Source organism: Marinobacter sp. MBR-105 (assembly GCF_053628895.1).
The window spans coordinates 25,738-49,421 of sequence record NZ_JBRJHG010000019.1 but is presented as its reverse complement, the minus strand read 5'-3'; the positions used below and the strand labels follow the sequence as shown (position 1 = coordinate 49,421).

Below are 23,684 nucleotides of genomic sequence, written 5' to 3'. Positions count from 1 at the left end.
TAAGGTATGCCCGCCTGTTTATGCGGGTATACCTCCCCACCGAATTCGGAAAAGACAAGAGGATTGAACATGGCTGCAATTACCGCTGCAATGGTCAAAGAGCTGCGTGAGCGTACTGGCCTTGGCATGATGGAGTGCAAAAAAGCACTGGTTGAAGCTGAAGGCAATGTTGAAACTGCGATTGAAGAGCTGCGCAAGTCTTCCGGTCTGAAAGCCGCCAAGAAGGCCGGCCGTACTGCCGCTGAAGGCGTGTCTCTGGTCAAGGTGTCTGACGACAACACCGTGGCCTTCATTCTGGAAGTGAACTCCGAAACTGACTTCGTTGCTCGCGACGACAACTTCATGAACTTTGCCAACGACGTTCTGAATGTTGCCTTCGAGAAGGGCGAAACTGACGTTGCCAAGCTGATGGAAGGCGACCTGGAAGCCAAGCGTGAGGCGCTGGTTCAGAAGATCGGTGAAAACATCACCGTTCGTCGCATCATCAAGGTTGAAGGCCCGGTTGTGGGTGGTTACGTGCACAGCAACAACAAGATCGCTTCCGTTGTTGCCCTGACTGCAGGTAACGAAGAGCTGGCTCGCGACATCGCCATGCACGTTGCTGCTGTTAACCCGCGCGTTGGCAAGCCTGACGACATGCCGGCTGAAGAGCTGGAAAAAGAGAAAGAGATCATCAAGGCCCAGCCGGATATGGAAGGCAAGCCTGCTGAGATCGTTGAGAAGATGATGGGTGGCCGCATCAAGAAGTTCCTGGCTGAAAACAGCCTGGTTGAGCAGCCGTTCGTCAAAAACCCGGACCAGAAAGTGGGTGACCTGATCAAGTCGGCCGGTGGCGACCTGGTTGGTTTCATTCGCCTGGAAGTGGGTGAAGGCATCGAGAAAGAAGAAGTGGATTTTGCTGCTGAAGTGGCTGCTGCCGCTGGCACAGGCAAGGCCTGATTCCTCTTCGAGGCACTGCCGTGCAACATGGCAGTGCCACCTGAGTCTGCCACGTCAGCCGGGTTCGCCCGGCTTTCGTGGCGGGCTTGTATCTGAGATACCCCTTTTTTTGAGGAGTATGTCAGATACAAGCCTGCAACGGGTTTGCGCCGGATAGCCAACAGACGAGAAGGGGACCACCATGCCGACATCTTCGAAAAACCAGCCCAGATACAAGCGTGTTCTGCTCAAGCTCAGTGGCGAAGCCCTGATGGGAGAGCACGATTTCGGTATTGATCCCAAAGTTCTTGATCGTATGGCCCTGGAAATCGGTGCCCTTATTGGCATTGGTGTTCAAGTGGGGCTGGTCATTGGCGGTGGCAACCTGTTTCGCGGAGCAGCCCTCAATGCGGCAGGCCTTGATCGCGTGACCGGAGACCACATGGGGATGCTGGCCACGGTCATGAACGGCCTGGCCATGCGTGATGCGCTGGAGCGTTCGAACATCCGTACCCGCGTGATGTCTGCTATCCCCATGAGCGGTATTGTCGAGCATTATGACCGTCGCCGTGCGGTGCGGGATCTCAAGGAAGGTGATGTGGTTATCTTCAGTGCGGGTACCGGCAACCCGTTCTTCACCACGGACTCCGCGGCCTGTCTGCGTGGCATTGAAATTGAAGCTGACGCTGTTCTGAAGGCAACCAAGGTGGATGGCGTTTACTCGGCCGATCCCCATCTTGATCCTACCGCAGTAAAATACGACCACCTGACCTATGATGAGGTTCTGGACAAGAAGCTGGGCGTGATGGATCTCACGGCCATCTGCCTGGCGCGGGATCACGGCATGCCGCTGCGGGTCTTCGACATGAACCGCCCCGGTGTGCTGACGCGCATTGTGACCGGGGAACGGGAAGGCACACTGATTGAATGAATAAGGCTGCCGGCGCCTGAAGTGCCGGCTTCCTGCATGGAACCAGACGAACGAATTGAGGAAGCTGACGTGATTAACGACATCAAAGCTGAAGCCGAAAAGAAAATGAAAAAGAGCCTGGAAGCTCTGCACTCGGCTTTCAATAAAATCCGTACCGGACGTGCCCATCCGGCGATCCTGGACAGCGTAATGGTGAACTACTACGGTCAGGAAACACCGCTGAAGCAGGTGGCCAGCGTGAACGTGGAAGATAACCGGACGTTGACCGTTGCGCCCTGGGAAAAGAATCTGGTGCCCACGATTGAAAAGGCGATCATGACGTCTGACCTTGGCCTGAATCCGGCCACCAGTGGCGACATCATCCGCGTGCCCATGCCGATGCTGACCGAAGAGACCCGTAAAGAAATGGTCAAGCAGGCAAAGGCGGATGCGGAGCATGGTCGGGTGTCTATTCGTAACGCTCGTCGCGATGCCAACCACATGATCAAAGAGCTGGTTAAGGAAAAGGAAATCAGCGAAGACGATCAGCACCGTGGCGAAGATGAAATTCAGAAGCTCACCGACAAATACATCGCGGAAGTCGAGAAGATGTTGAAGTCGAAGGAAGAGGACCTGATGGCGGTTTAATCCCCAGGGTTCGTTCAGGAGCAGGATCAGCGGCGGGGTCGTCCCGCCGCACAGAGGATTTCATGACGGCAAAAGTTACCGCAGAAATTCCGGTGGCAGCAGATAACTGCCCCCGGCATGTCGCCATTATCATGGATGGCAATAACCGCTGGGCGAAAGCGCACCGGCTGAGGGGAGTGGCGGGCCACAAGGCCGGGGTGGATGCGGTCAAGGCGGTGGTGGAAACCTGTGCCCGAGAGGGCGTGGAAGTGTTGACCCTGTTTGCCTTTTCCAGCGAGAACTGGCGCCGGCCCAAGGATGAAGTATCGGCGCTGATGCGTCTGTTCCTGATCGCGCTGGAGCGGGAAGTCCGAAAACTGCACCGCAACAACATTCGGCTGCGGATTATCGGCGACCGCTCAGCCTTCAACCCGGCGCTCCAGGAGCACATGGAGAAAGCCGAGGCGCTGACCCGTGACAATACCCGAATGACGCTGGTGATTGCGGCCAATTACGGTGGCCACTGGGATATCACCCAGGCGACCCGCAAGGTAGCGGAGCAGGTGCGGATGGGTCAGTTGGAACCATCTGATATCACCGATGACCTGATCCAGGAACACCTGAGCATCGGTGATCTGCCCATGCCGGATCTTCTTATCCGGACGGCGGGTGAACAACGCATCAGCAATTTCCTGTTGTGGCACCTGGCCTACACAGAATTCTACTTTTCCGACGTTTTCTGGCCGGATTTCAAGGGCGAGCAAATGCTCAAGGCGCTTGATGCCTATGCCCATCGTCAGCGCCGTTTCGGTCAGACCGACGACCAGATTGCTAATCGCGCTGCACAACAATAACGACCAAGCGACCAATACCGTGCTTAAAACCCGAATCATTACCGCACTCATCCTGGCACCGATTGCGATCGGTGGCATTTTCTTCCTTCCGCCCCTGGGCTTCGCTCTTTTTACCGGCGTTATCATCACGTTGGGCGCCTGGGAATGGGCCAATATGTCTGGTATCGAAAACCAGCCTGGGCGTGTCGGGTACGCACTGGTTATGGCGGCACTTCTCTATGCCTTGCGTGACGTACCAGCACTGTTGGTGCTTTGGCTGGCGATTGCCTGGTGGTTGGTCTGTTTCTGGCTGGTCAGGCGGTACCCGGCCGGCTCCGAGCGCTGGGGCGCTATCCCGGTCAGGGCACTGATGGGCTTCATGGTACTGGTGCCGGCGTGGGTGGGCCTGAATCACCTTCGCAATGGTGGCTTCCAGTTTGGCGACGTGGCCAATAACCTGGTGGTTATTCTGTATATTTTTCTGGTGGTGTGGGTGGCGGATATCGGCGCCTATTTTGCCGGCCGCGCCTTTGGTAAAGCCAAGCTGGCGCCTCGCGTCAGTCCCGGCAAATCCTGGGCTGGCGTATGGGGAGGATTGGCTGCAGTGGCCTTACTCGCCATTGTGGCCAGCCTCCTGGCCAACGCAGGTGTCGCGGAAGCCATGCTGCTGGTGGTGGCAAGTCTGGTGACCGGTTTTGTCTCGGTTCTTGGCGATTTACTTGAAAGCATGCTGAAGCGCTTTCGAGGCATCAAGGACAGCAGTCAGCTGCTGCCCGGGCATGGCGGCATTATGGATCGTATCGACAGCCTCACCGCGGCCATTCCGGTATTTGCCCTGATGATTACTCTGTTGGGCTGGTTGACCGCCGGCCAGGTCGTGGCATGACGAAACGCTCGATTACGGTTCTCGGCGCAACGGGCTCCATTGGCTTGAGTACCCTGGATGTTATTCGCAGGCATCCAGACCGTTTTTCAGTGTATGCCCTGACCGCAGGAACCCGGGCGGATGAATTGGCAACCCTGTGCCGTGAATTTCGACCGGCCGTTGCGGTGATGGCCGATGCAGAAGCTGCTGAACGCCTGAAGGCGCTGTTGGCGGATATGCCCGAGACCCGCGTGCTGGCGGGAGAAGCGGGGCTCTGTGAGGTGGCGGCTTCGGCGGAGTCGGACACCGTGATGGCTGCCATTGTCGGCGCTGCCGGCCTGGCGCCAACGCTGGCCGCAGTCCGGGCCGGCAAACGCGTTCTTCTCGCCAACAAAGAAGCGTTGGTGATGTCCGGCAAACTGTTTATGGATGCGGTTGAGCGCCACGGGGCCGAGCTGCTGCCTATTGATTCTGAACATAATGCCATTTTTCAGTGTATGCCGGCAGACAAGGTGCGAGACCCTTGCGGCGCGGGTATTACCCGTATCCTTCTGACCGCCTCCGGTGGACCTTTCCGGGAGTATGCGGCTGAGGACTTACGGGCGGTGACGCCGGCCCAGGCCTGCGCCCACCCTAACTGGTCAATGGGTCAGAAGATTTCTGTGGACTCTGCAACCCTGATGAACAAAGGCCTGGAGTTGATTGAAGCCTGCTGGCTGTTCAATACCTCGCCGGCAAACGTGCAGGTTCATGTCCACCCCGAAAGCATCATTCACTCCATGGTTGAATATGCCGACGGCTCGGTGCTTGCCCAGTTGGGAAGCCCGGATATGCGCACCCCCATTGCCAATGGTCTGGCCTGGCCTGAGCGTATTGAGGCTGGTGTCGCGCCCCTGGATTTATTCGCCATTGGCCGTTTTCACTTTGAACGCCCGGATTTGCAGCGTTTCCCCTGTTTGCGCCTTGCGGCCGAAGCCTTTGCTGCAGGCGGTACAGCGCCTGCGGTACTCAATGCCGCGAACGAGGTTGCAGTGGCGGCGTTTCTGGAAGGCCGGCTGTGCTTTGCCGATATCCCCGTTATTATAGAGCGAACCCTGACGGCCACAGACGTTGTGCCGGCGGACAGCTTTGACACTATTTTCGCGAAAGATGCCGAGGCTCGCCGCCGGGCCAGGGAACAGATCAGCCTGCTGGCTGTCTGACGTCCCTGGGCCTGACAGGCCGCTCATTCAGCCATAAACCGGAACGTCTATGCAGATCATTCAAACCGTACTGGCACTGGCGCTTACCCTCGGAATCCTGGTAACGCTGCACGAATACGGCCATTTCTGGGTGGCACGCCGATTCGGTGTGAAGGTGCTTCGTTTTTCCGTGGGGTTCGGCAAGCCTCTGTTTTCGTGGTATGACCGTCACGGAACCGAATATGCGGTAGCGGCCATCCCCCTGGGGGGGTACGTGAAAATGCTGGATGAGCGGGAAGGGCCGGTACCGGAAGAGCTGCGTGAGCAGGCGTTTACCTCGAAACCTCCGTCCCAGCGCATCGCCATTGCGGCTGCCGGGCCTATTGCCAATTTTCTGTTCGCGATTCTCGCTTACTGGGTGTTGAGTGTTGTTGGCGTTACCACCGTCGCTCCAGTGGTTGGCGAGGTGGCTCAGGGCAGCGTTGCCGAACGGGCAGGGCTGGAAAGCGGGATGGAAATCCATGCCGTTGACGGCCATAGGGTGACCTCCTGGCGAGACGTGAACATGCGGCTGCTCGAAAGGGCGGGAGAGCACGGTCAGGTTTCGCTGGAGATTTCCCGGGATGGTTCCAGGGGCATTGTAGCGGGTCCATTGGACGGTTGGCGTCTGAGTGATGATACTCCGAACCCGCTGGCGGAATTCGGGATATCCCCCTGGCGTCCGGATGTCCCCGCGGTGCTGGGTGAGGTGACTGCCGATGGCCGGGCAAATGCGGCCGGGCTGAAAGGCGGTGACCGCATATTGGCTGTTGATGGCGAGCCGGTACCGGACTGGTTCGCTCTGGTGGAGCATATTCGGAACGCCCCGGAACAGACTCTGGAACTGACCATCGAGCGCTCTGGCGATGAATTGAATGTTCCGGTAACACCTGCTTCGAGAACGCTTGAGGATGGTCAGGTCGTTGGTTTCGTAGGTGCCGGCGTAAGCGCAGTGAACTGGCCTGACGAACTGTTGCGGGAGGTCCGCTACGGGCCTTTGGCGGCGATACCGAATGCTGTGAATGAAACCTGGGCCGACACACGCCTGACCCTGGTGGCGATTAAAAAAATGGTCACCGGGCTGCTGTCTCCGACCAATCTCAGTGGACCGATTACCATTGCCCGGGTTGCCGAGGCGAGTGTCAGCTCGGGGTTCGAAGACTTTGTGCGCTTTCTGGCATATCTGAGTGTCAGTCTTGGCGTGCTTAACCTGCTCCCCGTTCCGGTTCTGGATGGTGGGCACATTGTGTACTACACCATCGAAGCCATTCGCCGGAAGCCACTTTCCGAGCAGGCCCAGGCCTTTGGATTACGAATCGGTATGGCTTTGATACTGACTTTAATGGTGTTTGCTCTTTACAACGACCTGATGCGGTTGTGAGAATTGCGGGCTCCTTACCGCACATTAACCAGGCGAAATAACTGAATGAGACGTTCCCTTCTAGCTGTAGCCGTTGGCCTAGCAATTACCGCAACCGGTATAAAGCCAGCGCTGGCGGATGAATTCACGGTTGCGGATATCGAGGTAGAGGGCCTTCAGCGGGTTTCAGCGGGTTCTGTGTTTTCGGCTTTTCCGGTGAACATCGGCGAGCGTATGGACGAGACCCGGTTGGCCGACGCCATCAAGGATCTGTTCCGGACCGGATTGTTTACGGATATTCAGGCCAGTCGTGATGAGGGTGTGCTGATTCTGTCGGTGCGTGAACGCCCGTCGATTTCCTCCATTGAGATCGAGGGTAACAAGAATATCGAAACCGAGATGCTGATGGATGCCCTGGCCGGTGCGGGCCTGGAGGAAGGTCAGGTATTTCGGCGTGCTACCCTGGAGAAACTGGAACTGGAGATCCTTCGCTCCTACATCGCTCAGGGTCGCTACAACGCAAGGGTAAAAGCCACAGCGGAAGAGTTGCCCAGGAACCGTGTTGCCATTCGCCTGGATATTAATGAGGGTTCTGTCGCCGCCATTCAGCACATCAATATCGTTGGAAACGAAGATTTGAGCGATGAAGAACTCATTGGTCTGTTCGAGTTGCGCACCAGTAGCTGGTGGAACTCACTGACCAACAAAGACAAATACGCCCGTGAGCGCCTGAGCGGGGACCTGGAGTCCCTGCGCTCGTTTTATCTAGATCGCGGCTATCTGGATTTCAACGTTGAATCCAGTCAGGTGTCCATCTCGCCGGACAAGCAGGAAGTCTTTATTGCCATTTCCGTTAATGAAGGCCCCCAATACACCATCTCGGACATTCGCTTGCGGGGTGAACTGATAGTCGGTGAGGAAGAGCTCCGCAAGTTCATTCCGGTAAAAGAAGGGGATGTATTCTCCCGTGCACAAATGACGGCGATCTCCGAAGCGCTTTCGTTCCGGCTCGGTCGCGAAGGCTATGCGTTCGCCAACGTCAACGCGGTGCCGGAGCCGGGTGAAGACAATACAGCTGCGGTTACCTTCTTCGTGGAGCCCGGCAAGCGGGCCTATGTACGCCGGGTGAACTTCGACGGCAACGTGTCCACTAAGGACGAGGTGCTGCGCCAGGAGATGACCCAGATGGAGGGCGGGGTAGCCTCGTCCGACCGCATTGAGTTCTCCAAGACCCGTCTTGAGCGCCTGGGTTTCTTCCAGACTGTGGATGTTGAAACGGTCCCGGTACCCGGCACCGATGACCTGGTCGATGTGAACTACAGCGTGCAGGAACAACCAACGGGCAGCTTGTCCGCATCGGTGGGTTTCTCGCAAAACTCGGGCGTGATTCTGGGCGCGTCTGTGTCCGAGAATAATTTCTTCGGTACCGGCAAGCGTGTCTCGTTTGGTGTGAACTTCAGTGATTCGGTAAAGAGCGCCAACGTTTCCTACCTGGATCCATACTACACGGTGGATGGGGTAAGCCGGGGCTTCAGTTTATTTGCCCGTGAAACCGATTACGAGGAAGAGGATATTTCCTCCTACCTGCTGGATGAGTACGGGGGCCGGTTAACGTTCGGGTACCCGACAGACTCCATCACTCGTTTGAATTTCGGTGCTGGCGTTACTCAGTCGAAGATCAAGCCCGGAGTATTCTCTGCCCAGGAAGTAAGAGACTTCATCGTTGATGAAGGTGATTCGTTTACCAACTACTTCCTCTTTGGCAGTTGGCGACGCAGCACACTCAACCGCGGGGTACTGCCAACCAACGGCTACAGTCATTCCCTGTCACTGGATGTCGCTGTGCCAGGCAGTGACCTGACCTTCTATAAAGCGACCCACAGGACGGATTTCTATTTCCCGCTGACAGATTCCGCCAACTGGGTCTTCAGAGCGCGATCGGAGATTGGCTATGGAGACGGCTACGGTGACCGCAGTCAGATGCCGTTCTTCGAGCATTTCTATTCCGGGGGCTATGGCTCTGTAAGGGGATATGAAGCAAACTCTCTGGGTAACAAGGCGGAGCGTGCGGCAGGCGATTTCTCGGATCCCGATCCGTTCGGTGGTAACGTTCTGACAGAAGGTGGGTTGGAGCTGATCTTCCCGACGCCCTTTGCGGGAGACTCTCGCTCAATGCGCACGTCTTTCTTTGTCGATGCCGGACAGGTGTTTGATACCGAGAGAGGTTTTGATCCCGAGTTAGGCGAGGTGCGGACTTCGGCTGGTGTCAGTTTCCAGTGGATCACTGCGGTAGGCCCGCTGGCTTTCAGTCTGGCCAAGCCGCTGAACGATAAATCCGGTGACGACACCCAGGTCTTCCAGTTCTCACTGGGGCAGACGTTCTGACCGGGCTATAAAAAAAGAAAGAATGAAACAAAGGAGAAGATTGATGACCCGTTTGATGACTATCCTTGCAGTCGCTCTCATGGCCTTATCGGCCCAGGTAGCGGCGGAGACCCGTATTGGTGTGGTAGATCTGCGCCAGGCTCTGTTTTCCTCCAATGATGCCCAGGCATTCAGCGAAAAGCTGCAGCAGGATTTTGCCGGCGACGAAGCCCAGGTGCGTGAAGCTCAGGAAGCCGCTCGCAAGTTGAAGGATCGGCTGGAGAAGGACGGCGCCATGATGAACGAGAGCGAGCGTAATCAGCTGGCCGCCGAGTTTCAGGAAAAGGTAAAGGAATTCAATTTCCTGAAACAGCGTCTCGACGCAACCGTTAACCAGCGCAAGCAGCAGTTTCTGGAAGGCGCACGGCCAGAGGTAGACGCGGCTGTGAAGGAGCTTCTGGAGGAAAATGACCTTGATCTGATTCTGCCCAGCGAAGCGGTGGTTTACGTCAAGCCGGAGATGAACCTCACCACACAGCTGCTCGAAAAACTGAACCAGTGATGTAGAAAGGGGCTCCCCGGCCCCTGTGTTTGGAGAAAACGATGACACAGAAGTCCTATCGGCTGCAGGAGATTGCCGAGGCATTGGGAGCGAGCCTCCGGGGAGACCCCGATATCCTTATTACCGGGCTTGCCACCTTGCAGGCAGCCGTCCCGGGCCAGATCAGTTTTCTGGCAAATCCCTCCTACGCCAAATACCTGAAAGATACCCGGGCGTCAGCGGTGATTGTGTCTGCGGCTGCGGCGGATGAAGTTCCGACCAATGTCCTGTTACTGGACAATCCCTACCTGGGCTATGCTCACCTCAGTCATTGGTTTGATCCGGCTCCCAAGGCTTCCCCGGGCATTCATCCAACTGCCGTGGTTGATGAGTCTGCCAGTATTCCTGAATCTGCATCCATAGGCCCGCACGTTGTGATTGAGGCCGGGGTTTGTATTGGGGAGCGGGTGGCTGTCGGCGCTGGTGGTTTTGTCGGTGCGAGAGCGAGTATCGGGGACGACAGTATCCTTCGACCCCGGGTCACGCTTGCACATGATGTGGTAGTCGGTAAGCGCTGTCACATTCTCAGTGGTGCGGTGGTTGGTTCCGACGGCTTCGGCTTTGCCAACGAAAAAGGCGTCTGGCACCGCATCGCGCAGCTTGGTGCCGTGGTGCTGGGCGATGACGTGGAGGTTGGCGCCAATACCACCATAGACCGTGGCGCCCTGGACGACACCACAATAGGCAACGGCGTAAAGCTGGACAACCTGATTCAGATTGCCCACAACGTACAGATTGGTGATCACAGCGCAATGGCGGCCAAAGTCGGAATTGCAGGTAGCACCCGGATTGGCAATCATTGCGTGTTTGGTGGCGCCTCTGGCGTGGCTGGTCACCTTGAAATAGCCGACCAGGTTCACCTCACCGGCATGACCCTGGTAACCGGTGATATTCGTGAATCGGGGGTCTACTCCTCCGGCACCAGTGCGGATACCAATCGCCAATGGCGGAAAAATGCCGTCCGTTTTCGTCAACTGGATGCTCTGGCGCGACGGATCAAAGAACTGGAAAAGAAATTAGAGGGCTGAGGCCGATCAAGATGATGCACATCGATGAAATTCTGGAGTACCTGCCGCACCGTTACCCCTTTTTGCTGGTGGATCGGGTGACTGAGGTCGAAAAAGGGAAGTCGATCAAGGGGTACAAGAATGTATCGTTCAATGAGCCCTTTTTTACCGGTCACTTTCCGGACAATCCGATTATGCCGGGTGTCCTGATTATTGAAGCCATGGCGCAACTGTCGGGGATTCTTGGTTTTGTGACTGTGGAACGGAAACCGTCGGACGGCGTGGTACAATATCTGGCTGGATCCAGTAAAGCGCGTTTCAAGCGCCCCGTTTTGCCGGGTGATCGCTTGGATATGGAGTCTGAGTTTATCTCTGGCAAGCGCGGTATCTGGAAGTTTGATTGCCGTGCCCTCGTAGATGGCGAGGTAGTGTGCGTGGCAGAAATACTTACCGCTGAGAGAGAAGTTTGATGGCGACAAATGACTGGTCGGGTGTCCATCCTCAAGCGATTGTGGACCCGTCAGCCAAACTGGCGGATAACGTGACGGTTGGCCCCTGGAGCTATATTGGTCCGGGGGTGGAGATTGGTGAAGGTACCGAGATTCTCTCTCACGTGGTCATCAAGGGGCCGACGGTGATTGGCCGCAACAACCGAATCTTCCAGTTCTCCAGCATCGGCGAAGAATGCCAGGACAAGAAATACGCTGGTGAGCCGACCACGCTGGTCATTGGTGATGACAATGTTATCCGCGAGAATTGCACTATTCATCGTGGCACCATTCAGGACCGGGGTGAGACCAGGATCGGTAATGGTAATTTGCTGATGGCTTATGTGCACGTGGCCCACGACTGTATTGTCGGCGACCATACCATTCTGGCCAACTGTGCCACGCTGGCAGGGCATGTATCGGTAGGAGATCATGCCATTCTGGGCGGCGGTACCATGGTGCATCAGTTCTGCCATATCGGGCCCCACAGCATGGCTGCCGGGGGCAGTATCGTGCTCAAGGATATTCCCGCCTATGTCATGGCCAGCGGCCAGTCTGCCCAACCTCATGGAATGAATGTGGAAGGGCTGAAGCGTCGTGGTTTTGCCAAGGATACGCTCCTGAGTCTCCGCAGAGCCTACAAGGTGGTCTACCGCCAGGGTCTGACGACCGAGCAGGCCATCGAAGAGCTTGAGCGCAACTTTGCCGATGTCCCTGAGGTTCTCCCGCTGATTGACTCGCTCAAGGGAGCGGATCGCGGCATCATCCGTTAAGCCAGCCGGAGGCCGCTGGTGACACAGCTAAAGGCCAATTCGGCCACATTCTCAGGGCGAACCATCGCCATCATTGCCGGCGAGGCATCGGGAGATATTCTCGGTGCCGGACTGATTCGTGCGCTAAGAAAGCGTTACCCGAAGGCTCGTTTTGTCGGAATCGGCGGTGATGAAATGATTGCTGAAGGATTTCATTCGCTGGTGCCAATGGAACGGCTTTCCGTGATGGGGCTGGTGGAAGTGCTTGGCCGGATCCGTGAGCTGTTCAGTATCCGTGCGCGCTTGCTGGATTATCTGTTTACTACCCCTCCGGATGTTGTGATTGGAATCGATTCACCGGATTTTACGTTGGCCATCGAACGTCGGTGCCGGGAAGCAGGCATCCCCTCGGTACACTACGTAAGTCCTTCGGTTTGGGCCTGGCGCCAGAAGCGTATCTTCAAGATTGCCAAGTCTGTGGACCTTATGCTGACGTTGTTCCCCTTTGAGGCCCGGTTTTATGAGGAGCATCATGTGCCCGTGTCGTTTGTGGGGCACCCCCTGGCTGACAGGATAGCGCTGGAACCGGATACTCTGGCTGCGCGTGAGAGCCTCGGTCTTGAGGTGGATAAACCTGTGCTGGCGGTGTTGCCGGGTAGTCGGGGTGGTGAGGTTGAGCGCCTCGGCACTCTGTTTCTCGAAGCGTCCCGTTGGCTCCAGGCACGTCGCCCGGATCTGCAGCTGGTTATTCCCTGCGTCAATCGGGATCGTGAGCGGCAGGTGCGTGAGCTGGTTGAATCCCTGGAGGTGAGCTTGCCGGTCACGCTGGTTCGTGGTCGGTCGAGGGAGGTGATGGCTGCTAGCGATGTGGTGCTGCTGGCGTCGGGTACCGCGACACTGGAGGCGATGTTACTGAAAAAACCGATGGTGGTAGGTTACCGGCTCAGCGATTTCAGTTACAAGATACTGTCCAGATTGGTCAAGGTTCCCTGGGTGGCGCTTCCTAATTTGCTGGCCCAGGAGCAACTGGTGCCCGAATTGTTACAGGACGACGCAACGCCGGAGAAGTTGGGGGCGGCGGTTCTGGAAAGGCTGGAAAACGAACAGGAGCGCGACAGGCTGCATCAGGCGTTTCTGGAGTTGCACCAGGCGCTGCGCCAGGGCGCCGACGAACGTGCGGCGGCAGCGGTGTCTGAGCTGCTGGAGTCCCGAAGCTGATGGCGGCCAAGGCATTTCCTCCTTTTGAAAGTTCCTATCGCGGCTCGCTGCTGGCCGGTGTGGATGAAGTGGGGCGCGGCCCGCTCATCGGAGCGGTTGTAACGGCCGCTGTGATTCTTGATCCAGCGCGGCCTATCCCCGGGCTGGCGGATTCCAAAAAGCTTACCGAAAAGAAACGCCTGCGATTATATGATGATATTCTGGAAAACGCGGCTGCCTGGAGCCTGGGCCGATGCGAGGCCAGTGAAATCGACGAGCTGAATATCTATCAGGCGACAATGCTGGCCATGAAGCGTGCCGTTGAAGGGCTCTCGATAGCCCCGGAGTACGTCCTTGTGGACGGGAACCGTTGCCCGAAGTGGCAGTGGCCATCCGAGCCCGTGATCAAAGGTGATGGTCGGGTTGAGGCGATCAGTGCTGCCTCTATCCTGGCAAAGGTGACGCGAGATCGCGAGATGGAGGCGTTGGATGTCCGGTTTCCGGGTTTTGGGCTCGCCCAGCACAAAGGGTACCCCACGCCTGTGCATCTCGAGGCGCTCAATCGCCTTGGGGTGACCCCGGAGCATCGCCGATCCTTTCGGCCGGTAAAGATGGCGCTGGATGCCGTCGGGGTTTATGGAGGTTCGTCCGCGCCTGTTCAGGAGTTGAACTATCCTGCCGATTTGTTTGAAAATATCGATTGACAGGGTGCGGGGTCGGCGGTAGTATACGCGCCACGTTGACAGGGGCAACCCAGTTAACAAACAGTTTGATGCGGGGTGGAGCAGTCTGGTAGCTCGTCGGGCTCATAACCCGAAGGTCGTAGGTTCGAATCCTGCCCCCGCTACCATAAAAAAGAAAGGCAGATCAGTTAGTTACTGATCTGCCTTTTTTGCGTTTGGGGCCGCCAAACTTCCCTGTGACGAATATGTGACATATCTGTGCCAATCTTTGTGACGCCCCATTTGGATGGTTCGGTGAGATTGACCGTAAGTCTTTTGCTGTCACAGGTTGGGTAACCTCGCTGCGTATAGCCTGGTCAACCCTCATTTGGCAACCTCTTCTCTGCATTACCCCAGTTGCCTTTAATTGTTGCTCACTGGTCTTCCTGAAACTCCAGCAGATCGCTGACCTCGCATTTGAATAATTTGCAGAGTCTGTCGAGCGCATCAAGATCGATCCGTTGAGCGGTCTCTTTATACAGCAGAGTCACCGTGTTGCGGTTCAGGCCGGTCTCTCGCGCCACATCTACGATTTTCATTTTGTGCTCGCCCATGATGCGGGCCAGGTGGCATCGAATCATCTCTAAATTATCCTTAATGAAAAAATGTCATCCAGAATGGCAAAAAGCTCTTGCAAATGTCCTTTTGTTGTCTAAAATGTCATTCGGGATGACATTCTGATATAGGGAATGTCTTTTGTTGATTTAGAATATCGCAGCGGAAGGAATATTTCGATGGAAAACTCTTACACCTATCTGACCACTGAAGAGCTGGCTGGTCGAATCAAATATGACTGCCGGACCATTCGCCAGTGTCTGAAAGACACGGTTCTCCTTGAGGGCAAGCACTACATCAAGCCGTTCGGCCGCCGCAAGATTCTTTTTCTTTGGGAGGAGGTCGAAAAGGAAATGTTAGACGGTGCCAGGGAGCATGAGCATTTGGCTATTCCCATGGCGAGCGGGGTGGTTTGTCATGGGTAAGGTCAGGACAAGGAAAGAAACCGGAAAGCTGTATTTGGACTTTATGTACGCAGGTCACCGTTGTCGGGAGCAAACGGCCTTGATGGACACGCCTCAAAACCGAAAGCGTGTAAACGCACTTTTGCAGAAAGTTGAGGCCATGATTCTCTTGGGTGACTTCAACTATGCGGAGTATTTTCCTGATAGTCGTAATCTCAAGAAGATCCAGGCCAGCCAAGCAAATTCTGGGGCAACTAATACCTCAGAAAATGGCAGGGCGTCTGATACTCCTCTGTTCGCAGACTTCGCTGACCAGTGGTTCCTCGAATCCAAAATCCAGTGGCGGAACTCCCACACTCGTAATGTGGAATCCATTCTGGCTAGCTCTCTGAAGCCAGCCTTCAAAAATAAACGGGTAGGCGAGATTTCCAAGCCAGACATTTTGGCTGCACGTAACAAGATGGCTCGGCGGAAGGGAAGGGGGCCGAGTGGGTTGATGGCGCCCAAAACCATCAACAGCCACATGACCATTCTGCGGATGATTCTGACGGAGGCGGCTGAACGGTTTGACTTCACCAATCCCTACCTGAACATCAAACCGCTCAAGCAGCAGAAGGTACACATCGAGCCCTTCTCCCTGAACGAGGTAGAAAAGATCCTCGAAACGGTCAGGGAAGATTACCGCAACTACTACCTGGTGCGTTTCTACACCGGCATGCGCACAGGGGAAGTTGACGGCCTCAAGTGGGAGCATGTGGATTTCGAAAAACGGGAAATCCTGGTACGAGAAACCCTCATCCATGGCCAGACCGAGTACACCAAAACGGATGGCTCTCAGCGGGAAATTCCCATGTTTGGCCCGGTGTACGATGCGCTGAAGGCCCAGTACGAGGCTACTGGCAAACTCAGCAAGTTCGTGTTCTGTAACCGGCTGGGAGAGCCACTGGACCATAACAATGTGACCAAGCGTGTCTGGTACCCGCTGCTGGAGCATCTCAAGTTAAAGAAGCGTCGTCCCTACCAGACGCGGCACACGGCGGCGACGTTGCTCCTCGCCTCCGGGGAGAATCCGGAATGGGTTGCCAGAACTCTCGGCCATTCCTCCACCGAAATGCTGTTCAAAGTGTATTCCCGCTATATCCCGAACCTGACTCGCATGGATGGCAGCGCCTTTGAGCGCCTGATTCAGAGTCGGGTCATCGAAAACGATAAGGAGGTAGGTGATGAAACTGAATGATCTACGCCCGTTGATGCAGGAAACTTTTAAAGGCACCTACCGACTGACGGGGCGTGTTGCCTGTTTTGATGATGAAGGCATTCCGTATCTGAAACTTCGTTTGAGCAGCTGTGCCAGCGACATCGTGGTGCTGGCGGTAATTGGTTCTATATTGATTCCAGAGCACTTGGGCCACATGGATCTGGTCGTGGTCAAAGGGCAGGTGTGTGTGGGTGCGGAGGAAAGTGAGATCCTGCTGACCGATATCCGCCGCCCGTTGCAGGCAGACGTTGCCAGCTTGCCTGCATTGCAGACTTTGCCACGGACGTTCTGTCCGAGACCGGAGGCACTGGATCAGCTGGTGGCTGCGGTTCGGTCTTTGCAGTCAGCTCCGTTACAGATGTTCATTAAGCGAGTATTGGAGCGCCGTGACAGGCTGGAAGTCTTTCTGAAAGCTCCGGCGAGCAGGAATTACCATCATAACGAGCCTGGCGGGCTGCTGGCTCACTCCTTGGACGTGGCGAAGAACGTAGTGGTCATGACGAAGACCAATGAACCAGACATGCCACGAGAGCTTCAGGAGCTCGGTTTCGTCGCTGGTTTGTTGCACGATATTGGCAAGACCTACACCTATGATACGTGGGGTAAGCCGACAGCAACCGCAAGGTTGTGCGACCACGCCGACATGACTTTGGAGGCCTGCGCCTACGGCCTGGCTTATCTTGACAAGGTAGACCCTGATGCGGCTCTTGCACTCCGGCACATTTGGACCTGTGCCTCGCCCGGCGCTCGCTACGGTGTCAGCCCTGCGATGACGCTTGCCCGTTATGTTCGGGACGCCGATGCCCAGAGTGCCATGGCTGATAATCAGCGGAAGGCCTATCGAAAGCACCAGCCAATCGGTTTTGGGCGGCTTGGAAATAACGTGTATTGGCGGCCATCGATAGAAGCTCATGGATGAGGCGGATGAAAACGACAGTGAGGGGTGTGAGCACGTTGCGGCCACACCCCTTTTTATTCGATGCTGTGTGAGGACGGCAGCCACCGGTTTGAACATATGGAGGAAGCGTTGAAACTGATTCAGGAACATGTGGAGGGTTAAAGCTCCGGCATGATGAATCTAAACGCAAGGAGACTGGTTTTCATTAGGCTTGGATGCACTTGGATGCGTCAGGGTGCGACCAATCACATAACCGGCTGCCACACCCACCAGCGCTGTCACTGGCCCGATCAGGCCGCCCACCAAGCCGCCAATAAACATCAGTATTACGCTTTTCATACAGACTCCTCCCGCCTTCCTGGCAGCTGCACTATTCCGAGTATAGGGCATTGTGCCCAATGATGGGTTGACCCGCTGATATTGTCTCGCCAAAATACTGTATATTCAACCAGTATCCGGTGTAAAGCATGTCCTGCATTCTGCTTGGTGACTACGAATCCGTCTCACGCCTGAACATCCCGATGTTTCTGGAGCGGGTCTCGGCTGGCTTCCCATCGCCGGCGGAAGACTACGTTGAGAAAACCATTGATTTGAACGAGCTCTGTATTAAGCACCCTGCTGCCACTTTCTTCGTTAGGGTTCAGGGTGAGTCCATGACTGAGGCTGGCATCTATCCCGGCGATGTCCTGGTGGTAGACCGGTCGCTGAGGGCCGGGCACGGCGACACAATCATCGCCAGCCTCGAAAGCGAGATGACGGTGAAGCAATTGCACCTGACTCCACCACCCGTACGCCTCCTTCCGCGCAATTCCGCCTACCAGCCCATTACGGTTGAGGGTGACATGGTGATGGAAGTGTTTGGGGTGGTGACCAACGTCATCCGGTCAATGAAGCGGGGACGGTAGCGATGGCATCGGTTGGCCGGTGTCAGGCCGTATTTGCTCTGGTGGACTGCAATAATTTCTACTCCTCCTGCGAGAAACTCTTCCGTCCGGATCTGCGCAATACGCCGGTTGTGGTACTTTCCAACAACGACGGCTGCGTGGTCGCCCGCTCAAAAGAAGCCAAGGCGCTGGGGATCAAGATGGGCGTGCCGGTCCATCACATCAAAACGGAAATTAACCGGTACGGCATCCAGGTGTTCTCCTCCAACTACACCCTCTATGGCGACATGAGTCGACGGGTTATGACCACACTCGAAGCCCTGGCCCCACGGGTGGACGTGTACTCGATTGACGAAGCCTTTCTGGACCTCACCGGCATTGACCGGGTGGTGTCCTTCGAGGACTTTGGCCGAGAAGTCAGGAATACCGTGTATCAGAACGTCGGCTTGCCCGTCTGTGTGGGCATTGCCCCTACGCGAACACTGGCCAAGCTAGCTAACTTTGCCGCGAAGAAGTATCCGGCGACGGGGGGCGTGGTAGACCTCACAGACCCCGCCCGGCAACGGCGACTGATGGCTCGGGTGCCGGTTGAGGAGGTTTGGGGTGTCGGGCGAAAACTCAGTGCCAGGCTTCAGGCCATGGGCATTGTTACGGCGTTACAGTTAGCGGATACCCATCTGGCGACGCTCAGAAAACAGTTCTCTGTCGTCTTGGAACGCACCGCCCGGGAGCTCAATGGTGTGCCCTGTGTGCCGTGGGAGGATGTGCCGGCCCCAAAGAAGCAAATCATGTGTTCCCGATCGTTTGGTCGGCCCCTTCAGAAACTGAGCGACCTGGAGGAAGCCGTTGCGCACTTTGCGACCCGCGCCACCGAAAAACTACGGGGAGGCCAGCAGTATGCCGGGGAGCTAATGGTGTTCATCCGAACCAACCCGTTCAAAGCCACTGCACCACAGTATTCACGCAGTGCCAGTGTGAAGCTCATCCAGCCCAGCCAAGATTCCCGGGTTCTTGTGCAGCAGGCCCAGAACCTGCTTCGACCAATGTATCGGGAAGGGTTTGATTATGCCAAGGCCGGCGTCATGCTGGGAGAGTTGGTGGAAGTAGCGGGGGTTCAAGAGGATCTTTTCCAAGCCGCTGCCGAGCAGGCACCAGACAACGGCAGATCGGAACGCTTGATGGCGGTGATGGATACCATTAACCGGAGATCCAGGGCTACGGTCTACATGGCCAGAGAGGCCGGGCCTGCTGCCTATGCGATGCGTCGGGAGCATTTGTCGCCGGCGTATACGACGTGCTGGAATGATTTGCCTGAGGTTCGTTAGTAAACAAAAGCGAACATTCGAGTCAGGCCTTCCTTCTCCCCCCCGAAGGTTCCAAGCTCGTCATTGGCCTTTGATTCATCATGGTTGATGGAGCAACTTTCAGGTGCCAACTAATTCCGGTATAGAGTTAGCGATAATGGGCTAAGCCGATGTTTACCCCGATTGACCTGCCCCCAGCTTTCCAAAGGCCAAAAAAACTGGATATGTGAAGCCCGGCAAAAGATGAACATAAGCATCCGACAATCAAATCTTGAGTCACGGGCTGCTGCCGTATTCCGCAGCAGCTAAGCATTACTTTCCAATGGCAAGCTTCGTTAACTCAGGCATCCTCCTGAATAAGAGCAGCGAGGTCATGCCGAATTTCTTCCCCGCTCAAATCGGGCCGCATTAAAAGGCGAGGGTTACCTTCGCGATCAAATACATAAATCGCGCTGCTGTGTGACACCGCATAATTTCCATCAGCGTCAGGTTCGTCATAACCGAAGGTTGTCCTATATCGTTTTGCCAGTTCACGAAGCTGGGGTTCTTTTCCAGTGAGCCCTACAATATTGTCACCGAAGAAATCCACGTATTTTGCGAGGCGCTCGGGCGTGTCACGTTTCGGATCGACACTCACGAACAAAGTGAGTACTTCATCCTGAAGCTCGGGGTCCAGGCCACTGGTTACCTGATTGAGTTTTTGCAGGGCGGTCGGGCAAACATCGGGGCACGAGGTGAACCCGAAAAACAGCATTCTCACGCGGCCACTGTAATCATCGCCAGATACAGACTTGCCCTGGCTATTGATCAGGTCGAATTCCAGCTCAGGCATCAAGCCACTGATGTTTTTACCGTTCCAGTCTTCCTCGTCATTGCCAAAGCAACCAGTCAGCAATAGGGATGCTATCAGCGTTAAGGTCGCCGATATGATGTTGGTGCGCTGTCGCCAGAAGCGAGTTCTCATGACGCTGTTTCCTCAAGTTGTTTGGATTGGTTGGTATATTTTCCGTCCTGATGCATGGCTCGCCGGAGCATCAGAAGAATGCCAAGAATGCTCATCATGGCCGGAGGAATATAGGTCAGCATGCCGCCCAGAAGCTGGTCGACTTCTGGATCCAGCGGCCAGGCCCTGCCACAGACTTCGTAAACGTCATAGACCATGTCACGTGAGAACACGATCCACGCCCCAAGAAACATCTGAAGCACACCCGCGGCAGCCAGAACCAACATGCGTCTGCCATACCCCAACGATGAGGTGATCGCCGGCGGTCTTGGGTCAAAGATCAACCACCAGAAGAGAAGACCATCCAGCAACATGCTCCAGTTCATGACCCAGTACAGCTCCCGGCTGAGCATGGCGTCGAAATGGATCGATGGCCACAGCCAGAAATAAATGAGCCCAACAAATAGGAAAAGGGCGATAAAGGGCTGTTGCAGAACCTGATAAACCCAACCCAGAGGCCGTAGCGCGCGCCTCCAGCCCGGGCGGATTTTTTCAAACCAGAACCGCATGACCGGTAAAGGGTTGGACAGGGCGATAAGGATAGGCCCGATGTGATGAAGAATCAGATGCTGGCCCCGATGGACGAAGAACATGTATTGCGCGTAGTAATCGAAGCGCGTCTGCATCACCGCATAACAGATCAGCACCCCCAGGGTGAACGCAAAAATCCGTAGCGAGCCAGGCCGATCCTGATCCGGCATCCGAATTAGCCCGACGCCATAGAACCCCATCACGAGCATGTAGCTCAGCACGGTCAGCGGCGAGAAATCGTAGGGTAGAAGGTAGTCAAGCAGTGACATAGCGTTGCCGGTTTTGTTGTTATTCCAGTGACTCTACCTTGGATGTCACCAGGTCGTACAGTTCCTGAGGCCCCAGGCGGCTCAAGATGTCTCCGTTAACGTAGAATGTTGGGGTTCCGGAAATTCCAACCGCCTTAACGTCCGCAGCATCCTGTTGAATAATGCCGTCAATCTCGGGTGAGTTCATACCGGCCCGGGCGGCTTCTACGTCAAGCCCGGCTGACGCCGCCGCATCCCATGCTGCGGTGACCTTTGGATCATCGTGCCATTTCGGCTGTGCTTCCATAACAGCGTCAAGCACCGGTTCATAGATTCCCTGTTCACGGGCGGTTTCCAGAATTCTGACGGCCTCTTCCGAGCCTTTGTGAAACAATACGTAGCGCAGTACCAGACGCACGTTGTCCGGGTAGGCAGCCTGAATCTGTTTCACATAGGGATGCATGGCGCGACAACCTTCGCAGGATGGGTCGAAGAACTCGACAATGGTTACCGGCGCGTCCTCAGGGCCAATAACGGGAGAGTAATCCCTCACCAGTGGCGTTTTTTCAACAACGGCGGGTTCATTAGTGCCCTGGGAGCGATCGTAAATAACAAAAGCACCAGCAAAGACAACCAGACAAAAAAGAAGGAGACTGATGACCAGGGTTCGGGTTTGCACGGGAGATCTTCCTATTTTAAATGAGTTTACGGGTTTCAGATTATTCAGGTGTCCGGTAGCAGCCGACTAGGCACCCACCGCAGATAAAGCATCATTCCAAACAGTTCCAACAAAGACTGGACGACAATCACCACGACGGCCACAGCCCAGGCCTCTGGCATTGACAGTGCCAAAGGTAAAACCACGAAGGAGTTGCGTGTTCCTAGGCTGAAGATGACGGTGCGACCGGTTTCTACCGGTAATCGAAAGACCCGGCGCAGAGCCTTTCCAACCAGAGCCGCAGCTAGAAGATAGGCCGGAAACAGAATCATCAAGGGCCAGATAAGTGAGCCGGTACTGTCGATCTGGCTGACCTGTGTCATTGAGATGATGAACAGTACGACTGTCAGCAGAGGGACCGGCATCAGACCCATGAAGCGAATGAACCCGATGGCTTTTCTGGAGTTTTCGGCCCATTTTTCAGTCAGAAATGCCAGGATAAGCGGGACAATAATCAGCCCGCCAAAGGCCGGCAGGAGGTGCCGCCCAAGCTCAAGATTCACGTCGAACTGATTACCCATGAAAAGCCAGAGGTAAAGTGGAAGAAGACCCAGTTGAGCAATCAGCAGAACCGGTGTTGCCGCAATGGCTCGGGTGCTGTCCCCCTTGCCTAGGTGAGTGAAGGTGACAAACCAGTCGGTACAGGGCATCAGCAATACCAGAAGCACTCCCAACTTCAGCGCGTCATTGTCCGGCAGCGCCAATATCAGCAAGGCAGTGATCGCCGGCATGACCAGAAAATTTCCGGTGAGCAAGGCACCCATGAACCGACGGTCCCGGAACATATCAGACAGGTGGGTCAACGGTGTTTGAGTAAATGTGGCGTAGAGCAGAACTCCGAGCAACCCCCAGATTAAGTAATCCGGCACACTGTCACCGAGGGACGATGTCCAATCCACAGACAGTCCGAAAACAACAGCGATGAGGTAGGCCCAGACCTGGTGGCGTTCAATTACGTCTCGCATGGCGTGCTCGTAACCGAGTGGAATGTCGGCCATTCGCAGCATATCTGCCACACGGTACCCTTTTCAGCAGCCCTGCTAGCCATGGCCATAAGTATGGGCATCTTTGTGACTGTGATCAGGATGTTCAAACTCCAATGTTGAATGAGTGATGCCGAACTCGTTTTCCAAAGCTCGTTTTATCCCACCCTTGACTTTTTCAAGTTCATTCCAGGCACTTATTTCGACCACCACATGGGCGTCGAGGGAGGCATCATGCTCACCCATCTGCCAGAAATGTACGTGGTGAAGGTCTAAAACGCCTTCTACGTTTGATAAAGCCTCGATGACAGAATCTGTGTCGATATCCAATGGACTACCCAGCATGAGTGTCCGGATGGTTCCGCCGATTTCCGTTAGACCCAGGTAGAGAATATAGCTTGCGATACCAATTGTGATCGCGGGATCAACCCAACGCATGTCGTACAGGAGAATCAGGGCGCCGCCTACAACGACTGCAATTGACGCAAACGCATCAGACAAGTTGTGTAGAAACAGCGCACGGATGTTGACGCTGTCCTTTTGCATGGAGTAAGTAAGCAGCGCGGTCAAACCATCCACTACCAATGCGATAATGCCAAGCCAAACTACCCACCACCCCTTGATTTCCGGGGGATCTATGAATCGCATGCCACCTTCGTAGATCAAATATGCCCCGATCATTATCAAAGTGGTGTAATTTATGAGTGCCGCAACAACCTCAATTCTCCCGTAGCCAAAGGTCATCTTCGAGTCGGCCGGGCGGCGTGCAATCTTCCGCGCCGCAAATGCGATAAATAGTGACGCCATATCCGAAAAGTTGTGTATAGCGTCGGCTATCAGCGCCAAGCTGCCAGCGAAGATCCCTCCAGCGATCTGAGCCAAGGTTAGGATACCGTTCGCCCAGATAGCTACTGCAACTCTCTTATCCTTAGTATCCGGTGACATGTGAGCATGCTCGTGGCCCATTGTTTTCTCCTTGGTCGTTGCTGTTCAATTAAACGTAGTCGCAACACTCGCTAAGCCTGGCTCAGAGG

General features: G+C 55.5%; 26 protein-coding genes and 1 tRNA gene. 20 read left to right on the top strand and 7 right to left on the bottom strand.

Features of this window, described 5'->3' with window-relative positions:
- The first annotated feature begins 69 nt into the window (after window positions 1–69).
- The 15 genes from tsf (at window position 70) to ACSSVV_RS18240 (ending at window position 13,992) form a co-directional block, all read left to right on the top strand.
- The gene (tsf, locus tag ACSSVV_RS18310) at window positions 70–939 is read left to right on the top strand and encodes a translation elongation factor Ts (RefSeq protein ID WP_014421998.1); all 870 of its coding nucleotides are present in this window, start codon (window positions 70–72) and stop codon (window positions 937–939) included.
- A 181-nt stretch (window positions 940–1,120) separates the two neighbouring features.
- Complete coding sequence (gene pyrH, locus ACSSVV_RS18305; protein WP_011786005.1) at window positions 1,121–1,849, top strand: UMP kinase; 729 nt, start codon at window positions 1,121–1,123, stop codon at window positions 1,847–1,849.
- A gap of 69 nt (window positions 1,850–1,918) precedes the next feature.
- Window positions 1,919–2,476, top strand: a complete 558-nt coding sequence (gene frr / locus ACSSVV_RS18300; protein ID WP_031210096.1) for a ribosome recycling factor — start codon at window positions 1,919–1,921, stop codon at window positions 2,474–2,476.
- Window positions 2,477–2,538: 62 nt separating this feature from the next.
- Window positions 2,539–3,309 (top strand): polyprenyl diphosphate synthase, encoded by a 771-nt coding sequence (gene uppS, locus ACSSVV_RS18295; RefSeq protein ID WP_454106706.1) that lies wholly within the window; start codon window positions 2,539–2,541, stop codon window positions 3,307–3,309.
- Between the two features lie 19 nt (window positions 3,310–3,328).
- Complete coding sequence (locus tag ACSSVV_RS18290) at window positions 3,329–4,174, top strand: phosphatidate cytidylyltransferase (protein ID WP_454106717.1); 846 nt, start codon at window positions 3,329–3,331, stop codon at window positions 4,172–4,174.
- Complete coding sequence (ispC, locus tag ACSSVV_RS18285; protein ID WP_199451982.1) at window positions 4,171–5,355, top strand: 1-deoxy-D-xylulose-5-phosphate reductoisomerase; 1,185 nt, start codon at window positions 4,171–4,173, stop codon at window positions 5,353–5,355. The genes ACSSVV_RS18290 and ispC overlap by 4 nt, the downstream gene beginning before the upstream one ends.
- A 49-nt stretch (window positions 5,356–5,404) precedes the next feature.
- Window positions 5,405–6,754: an RIP metalloprotease RseP gene (gene rseP / locus ACSSVV_RS18280; RefSeq protein ID WP_153741588.1), complete on the top strand. Its 1,350-nt coding sequence runs from the start codon at window positions 5,405–5,407 to the stop codon at window positions 6,752–6,754.
- A 45-nt stretch (window positions 6,755–6,799) separates the two neighbouring features.
- Window positions 6,800–9,118 (top strand): outer membrane protein assembly factor BamA, encoded by a 2,319-nt coding sequence (gene bamA, locus ACSSVV_RS18275; protein WP_454106705.1) that lies wholly within the window; start codon window positions 6,800–6,802, stop codon window positions 9,116–9,118.
- Window positions 9,119–9,161: 43 nt separating this feature from the next.
- On the top strand, window positions 9,162–9,659 hold the full coding sequence (locus tag ACSSVV_RS18270; RefSeq protein ID WP_199451985.1) for an OmpH family outer membrane protein: 498 nt from the start codon (window positions 9,162–9,164) through the stop codon (window positions 9,657–9,659).
- A gap of 41 nt (window positions 9,660–9,700) precedes the next feature.
- Window positions 9,701–10,726, top strand: a complete 1,026-nt coding sequence (gene lpxD / locus ACSSVV_RS18265) for a UDP-3-O-(3-hydroxymyristoyl)glucosamine N-acyltransferase (protein ID WP_454106704.1) — start codon at window positions 9,701–9,703, stop codon at window positions 10,724–10,726.
- Window positions 10,727–10,737: 11 nt separating this feature from the next.
- On the top strand, window positions 10,738–11,175 hold the full coding sequence (gene fabZ, locus ACSSVV_RS18260; protein ID WP_011785996.1) for a 3-hydroxyacyl-ACP dehydratase FabZ: 438 nt from the start codon (window positions 10,738–10,740) through the stop codon (window positions 11,173–11,175).
- Window positions 11,175–11,966, top strand: a complete 792-nt coding sequence (gene lpxA, locus ACSSVV_RS18255) for an acyl-ACP--UDP-N-acetylglucosamine O-acyltransferase (protein WP_121208628.1) — start codon at window positions 11,175–11,177, stop codon at window positions 11,964–11,966. Before fabZ ends, lpxA begins: the two co-directional genes overlap by 1 nt.
- Before the next feature lie 18 nt (window positions 11,967–11,984).
- Window positions 11,985–13,163, top strand: a complete 1,179-nt coding sequence (gene lpxB / locus ACSSVV_RS18250; protein ID WP_014421991.1) for a lipid-A-disaccharide synthase — start codon at window positions 11,985–11,987, stop codon at window positions 13,161–13,163.
- Window positions 13,163–13,846 carry a ribonuclease HII gene (gene rnhB / locus ACSSVV_RS18245; RefSeq protein ID WP_454106703.1) on the top strand — a complete coding sequence of 228 codons (684 nt, stop codon included), beginning with the start codon at window positions 13,163–13,165 and terminating at the stop codon, window positions 13,844–13,846. Before lpxB ends, rnhB begins: the two co-directional genes overlap by 1 nt.
- 69 nt (window positions 13,847–13,915) lie before the next feature.
- Window positions 13,916–13,992 (top strand) — tRNA-Met (locus ACSSVV_RS18240).
- 246 nt (window positions 13,993–14,238) lie between these two features.
- Here the strand turns inward: ACSSVV_RS18240 and ACSSVV_RS18235 are convergent.
- Window positions 14,239–14,445 (bottom strand): helix-turn-helix domain-containing protein, encoded by a 207-nt coding sequence (locus ACSSVV_RS18235; RefSeq protein ID WP_144822322.1) that lies wholly within the window; start codon window positions 14,443–14,445, stop codon window positions 14,239–14,241.
- Between the two features lie 153 nt (window positions 14,446–14,598).
- Between ACSSVV_RS18235 and ACSSVV_RS18230 the strand changes: the two genes are divergently transcribed.
- Genes ACSSVV_RS18230 through ACSSVV_RS18220 form a run of 3 tightly spaced genes read left to right on the top strand, consistent with a single transcriptional unit; the run spans window position 14,599 to window position 17,000 of the window.
- A complete protein-coding gene (locus tag ACSSVV_RS18230) occupies window positions 14,599–14,844 on the top strand; it encodes a hypothetical protein (RefSeq protein WP_094625544.1) in 246 nt (81 codons plus the stop codon).
- A complete protein-coding gene (locus ACSSVV_RS18225; RefSeq protein ID WP_454106702.1) occupies window positions 14,837–16,060 on the top strand; it encodes an Arm DNA-binding domain-containing protein in 1,224 nt (407 codons plus the stop codon). The genes ACSSVV_RS18230 and ACSSVV_RS18225 overlap by 8 nt, the downstream gene beginning before the upstream one ends.
- Window positions 16,047–17,000, top strand: coding sequence for a TraI domain-containing protein (locus tag ACSSVV_RS18220; RefSeq protein ID WP_454106701.1), 954 nt, complete (start codon window positions 16,047–16,049; stop codon window positions 16,998–17,000). Before ACSSVV_RS18225 ends, ACSSVV_RS18220 begins: the two co-directional genes overlap by 14 nt.
- Window positions 17,001–17,159: 159 nt before the next feature.
- On the opposite strand, the gene ACSSVV_RS18215 is transcribed toward ACSSVV_RS18220, so the two are convergent.
- Window positions 17,160–17,318: a hypothetical protein gene (locus ACSSVV_RS18215; protein WP_454106700.1), complete on the bottom strand. Its 159-nt coding sequence runs from the start codon at window positions 17,316–17,318 to the stop codon at window positions 17,160–17,162.
- Window positions 17,319–17,446: 128 nt separating this feature from the next.
- Between ACSSVV_RS18215 and umuD the strand changes: the two genes are divergently transcribed.
- Together umuD and umuC are read left to right on the top strand one after the other, a co-directional pair.
- Window positions 17,447–17,884 carry a translesion error-prone DNA polymerase V autoproteolytic subunit gene (gene umuD / locus ACSSVV_RS18210; protein ID WP_454106699.1) on the top strand — a complete coding sequence of 146 codons (438 nt, stop codon included), beginning with the start codon at window positions 17,447–17,449 and terminating at the stop codon, window positions 17,882–17,884.
- A 2-nt stretch (window positions 17,885–17,886) separates the two neighbouring features.
- Entirely contained in the window at window positions 17,887–19,188 is a 1,302-nt protein-coding gene (gene umuC / locus ACSSVV_RS18205) for a translesion error-prone DNA polymerase V subunit UmuC (protein ID WP_454106698.1), read from the top strand.
- 319 nt (window positions 19,189–19,507) lie between these two features.
- On the opposite strand, the gene ACSSVV_RS18200 is transcribed toward umuC, so the two are convergent.
- The 5 genes from ACSSVV_RS18200 to ACSSVV_RS18180 are packed head-to-tail and all read right to left on the bottom strand — an operon-like array spanning window position 19,508 to window position 23,616.
- Complete coding sequence (locus tag ACSSVV_RS18200; protein ID WP_023010649.1) at window positions 19,508–20,131, bottom strand: SCO family protein; 624 nt, start codon at window positions 20,129–20,131, stop codon at window positions 19,508–19,510.
- Window positions 20,128–20,970: a cytochrome c oxidase assembly protein gene (locus tag ACSSVV_RS18195; protein ID WP_144779533.1), complete on the bottom strand. Its 843-nt coding sequence runs from the start codon at window positions 20,968–20,970 to the stop codon at window positions 20,128–20,130. Before ACSSVV_RS18195 ends, ACSSVV_RS18200 begins: the two co-directional genes overlap by 4 nt.
- A 19-nt stretch (window positions 20,971–20,989) precedes the next feature.
- Window positions 20,990–21,628, bottom strand: a complete 639-nt coding sequence (locus tag ACSSVV_RS18190) for a DsbA family protein (protein ID WP_011786689.1) — start codon at window positions 21,626–21,628, stop codon at window positions 20,990–20,992.
- Window positions 21,629–21,672: 44 nt separating this feature from the next.
- Window positions 21,673–22,674 carry an arsenic resistance protein gene (locus tag ACSSVV_RS18185; protein ID WP_206769037.1) on the bottom strand — a complete coding sequence of 334 codons (1,002 nt, stop codon included), beginning with the start codon at window positions 22,672–22,674 and terminating at the stop codon, window positions 21,673–21,675.
- 33 nt (window positions 22,675–22,707) lie between these two features.
- Complete coding sequence (locus ACSSVV_RS18180) at window positions 22,708–23,616, bottom strand: cation diffusion facilitator family transporter (protein ID WP_023011863.1); 909 nt, start codon at window positions 23,614–23,616, stop codon at window positions 22,708–22,710.
- Between the last annotated feature and the right edge of the window lie 68 nt (window positions 23,617–23,684).

Bases quoted from the DNA above. Each gene is read 5' to 3' on its own strand.
- ACSSVV_RS18195 (WP_144779533.1), bottom strand. From the start codon at position 20,970: ATGTCACTGCTTGACTACCTTCTACCCTACGATTTCTCGCCGCTGACC.
- uppS (WP_454106706.1), top strand. From the start codon at position 2,539: ATGACGGCAAAAGTTACCGCAGAAATTCCGGTGGCAGCAGATAACTGC.
- umuD (WP_454106699.1), top strand. From the start codon at position 17,447: ATGTCCTGCATTCTGCTTGGTGACTACGAATCCGTCTCACGCCTGAAC.
- fabZ (WP_011785996.1), top strand. From the start codon at position 10,738: ATGATGCACATCGATGAAATTCTGGAGTACCTGCCGCACCGTTACCCC.
- ACSSVV_RS18230 (WP_094625544.1), top strand. From the start codon at position 14,599: ATGGAAAACTCTTACACCTATCTGACCACTGAAGAGCTGGCTGGTCGA.
- umuC (WP_454106698.1), top strand. From the start codon at position 17,887: ATGGCATCGGTTGGCCGGTGTCAGGCCGTATTTGCTCTGGTGGACTGC.
- ACSSVV_RS18185 (WP_206769037.1), bottom strand. From the start codon at position 22,674: ATGCTGCGAATGGCCGACATTCCACTCGGTTACGAGCACGCCATGCGA.
- ACSSVV_RS18225 (WP_454106702.1), top strand. From the start codon at position 14,837: ATGGGTAAGGTCAGGACAAGGAAAGAAACCGGAAAGCTGTATTTGGAC.
- tsf (WP_014421998.1), top strand. From the start codon at position 70: ATGGCTGCAATTACCGCTGCAATGGTCAAAGAGCTGCGTGAGCGTACT.
- rnhB (WP_454106703.1), top strand. From the start codon at position 13,163: ATGGCGGCCAAGGCATTTCCTCCTTTTGAAAGTTCCTATCGCGGCTCG.
- ACSSVV_RS18200 (WP_023010649.1), bottom strand. From the start codon at position 20,131: ATGAGAACTCGCTTCTGGCGACAGCGCACCAACATCATATCGGCGACC.
- rseP (WP_153741588.1), top strand. From the start codon at position 5,405: ATGCAGATCATTCAAACCGTACTGGCACTGGCGCTTACCCTCGGAATC.
- ACSSVV_RS18235 (WP_144822322.1), bottom strand. From the start codon at position 14,445: ATGATTCGATGCCACCTGGCCCGCATCATGGGCGAGCACAAAATGAAA.
- lpxA (WP_121208628.1), top strand. From the start codon at position 11,175: ATGGCGACAAATGACTGGTCGGGTGTCCATCCTCAAGCGATTGTGGAC.
- ACSSVV_RS18215 (WP_454106700.1), bottom strand. From the start codon at position 17,318: ATGAAAAGCGTAATACTGATGTTTATTGGCGGCTTGGTGGGCGGCCTG.
- bamA (WP_454106705.1), top strand. From the start codon at position 6,800: ATGAGACGTTCCCTTCTAGCTGTAGCCGTTGGCCTAGCAATTACCGCA.
- pyrH (WP_011786005.1), top strand. From the start codon at position 1,121: ATGCCGACATCTTCGAAAAACCAGCCCAGATACAAGCGTGTTCTGCTC.
- ispC (WP_199451982.1), top strand. From the start codon at position 4,171: ATGACGAAACGCTCGATTACGGTTCTCGGCGCAACGGGCTCCATTGGC.
- lpxD (WP_454106704.1), top strand. From the start codon at position 9,701: ATGACACAGAAGTCCTATCGGCTGCAGGAGATTGCCGAGGCATTGGGA.
- ACSSVV_RS18220 (WP_454106701.1), top strand. From the start codon at position 16,047: ATGAAACTGAATGATCTACGCCCGTTGATGCAGGAAACTTTTAAAGGC.
- ACSSVV_RS18180 (WP_023011863.1), bottom strand. From the start codon at position 23,616: ATGGGCCACGAGCATGCTCACATGTCACCGGATACTAAGGATAAGAGA.
- ACSSVV_RS18270 (WP_199451985.1), top strand. From the start codon at position 9,162: ATGACCCGTTTGATGACTATCCTTGCAGTCGCTCTCATGGCCTTATCG.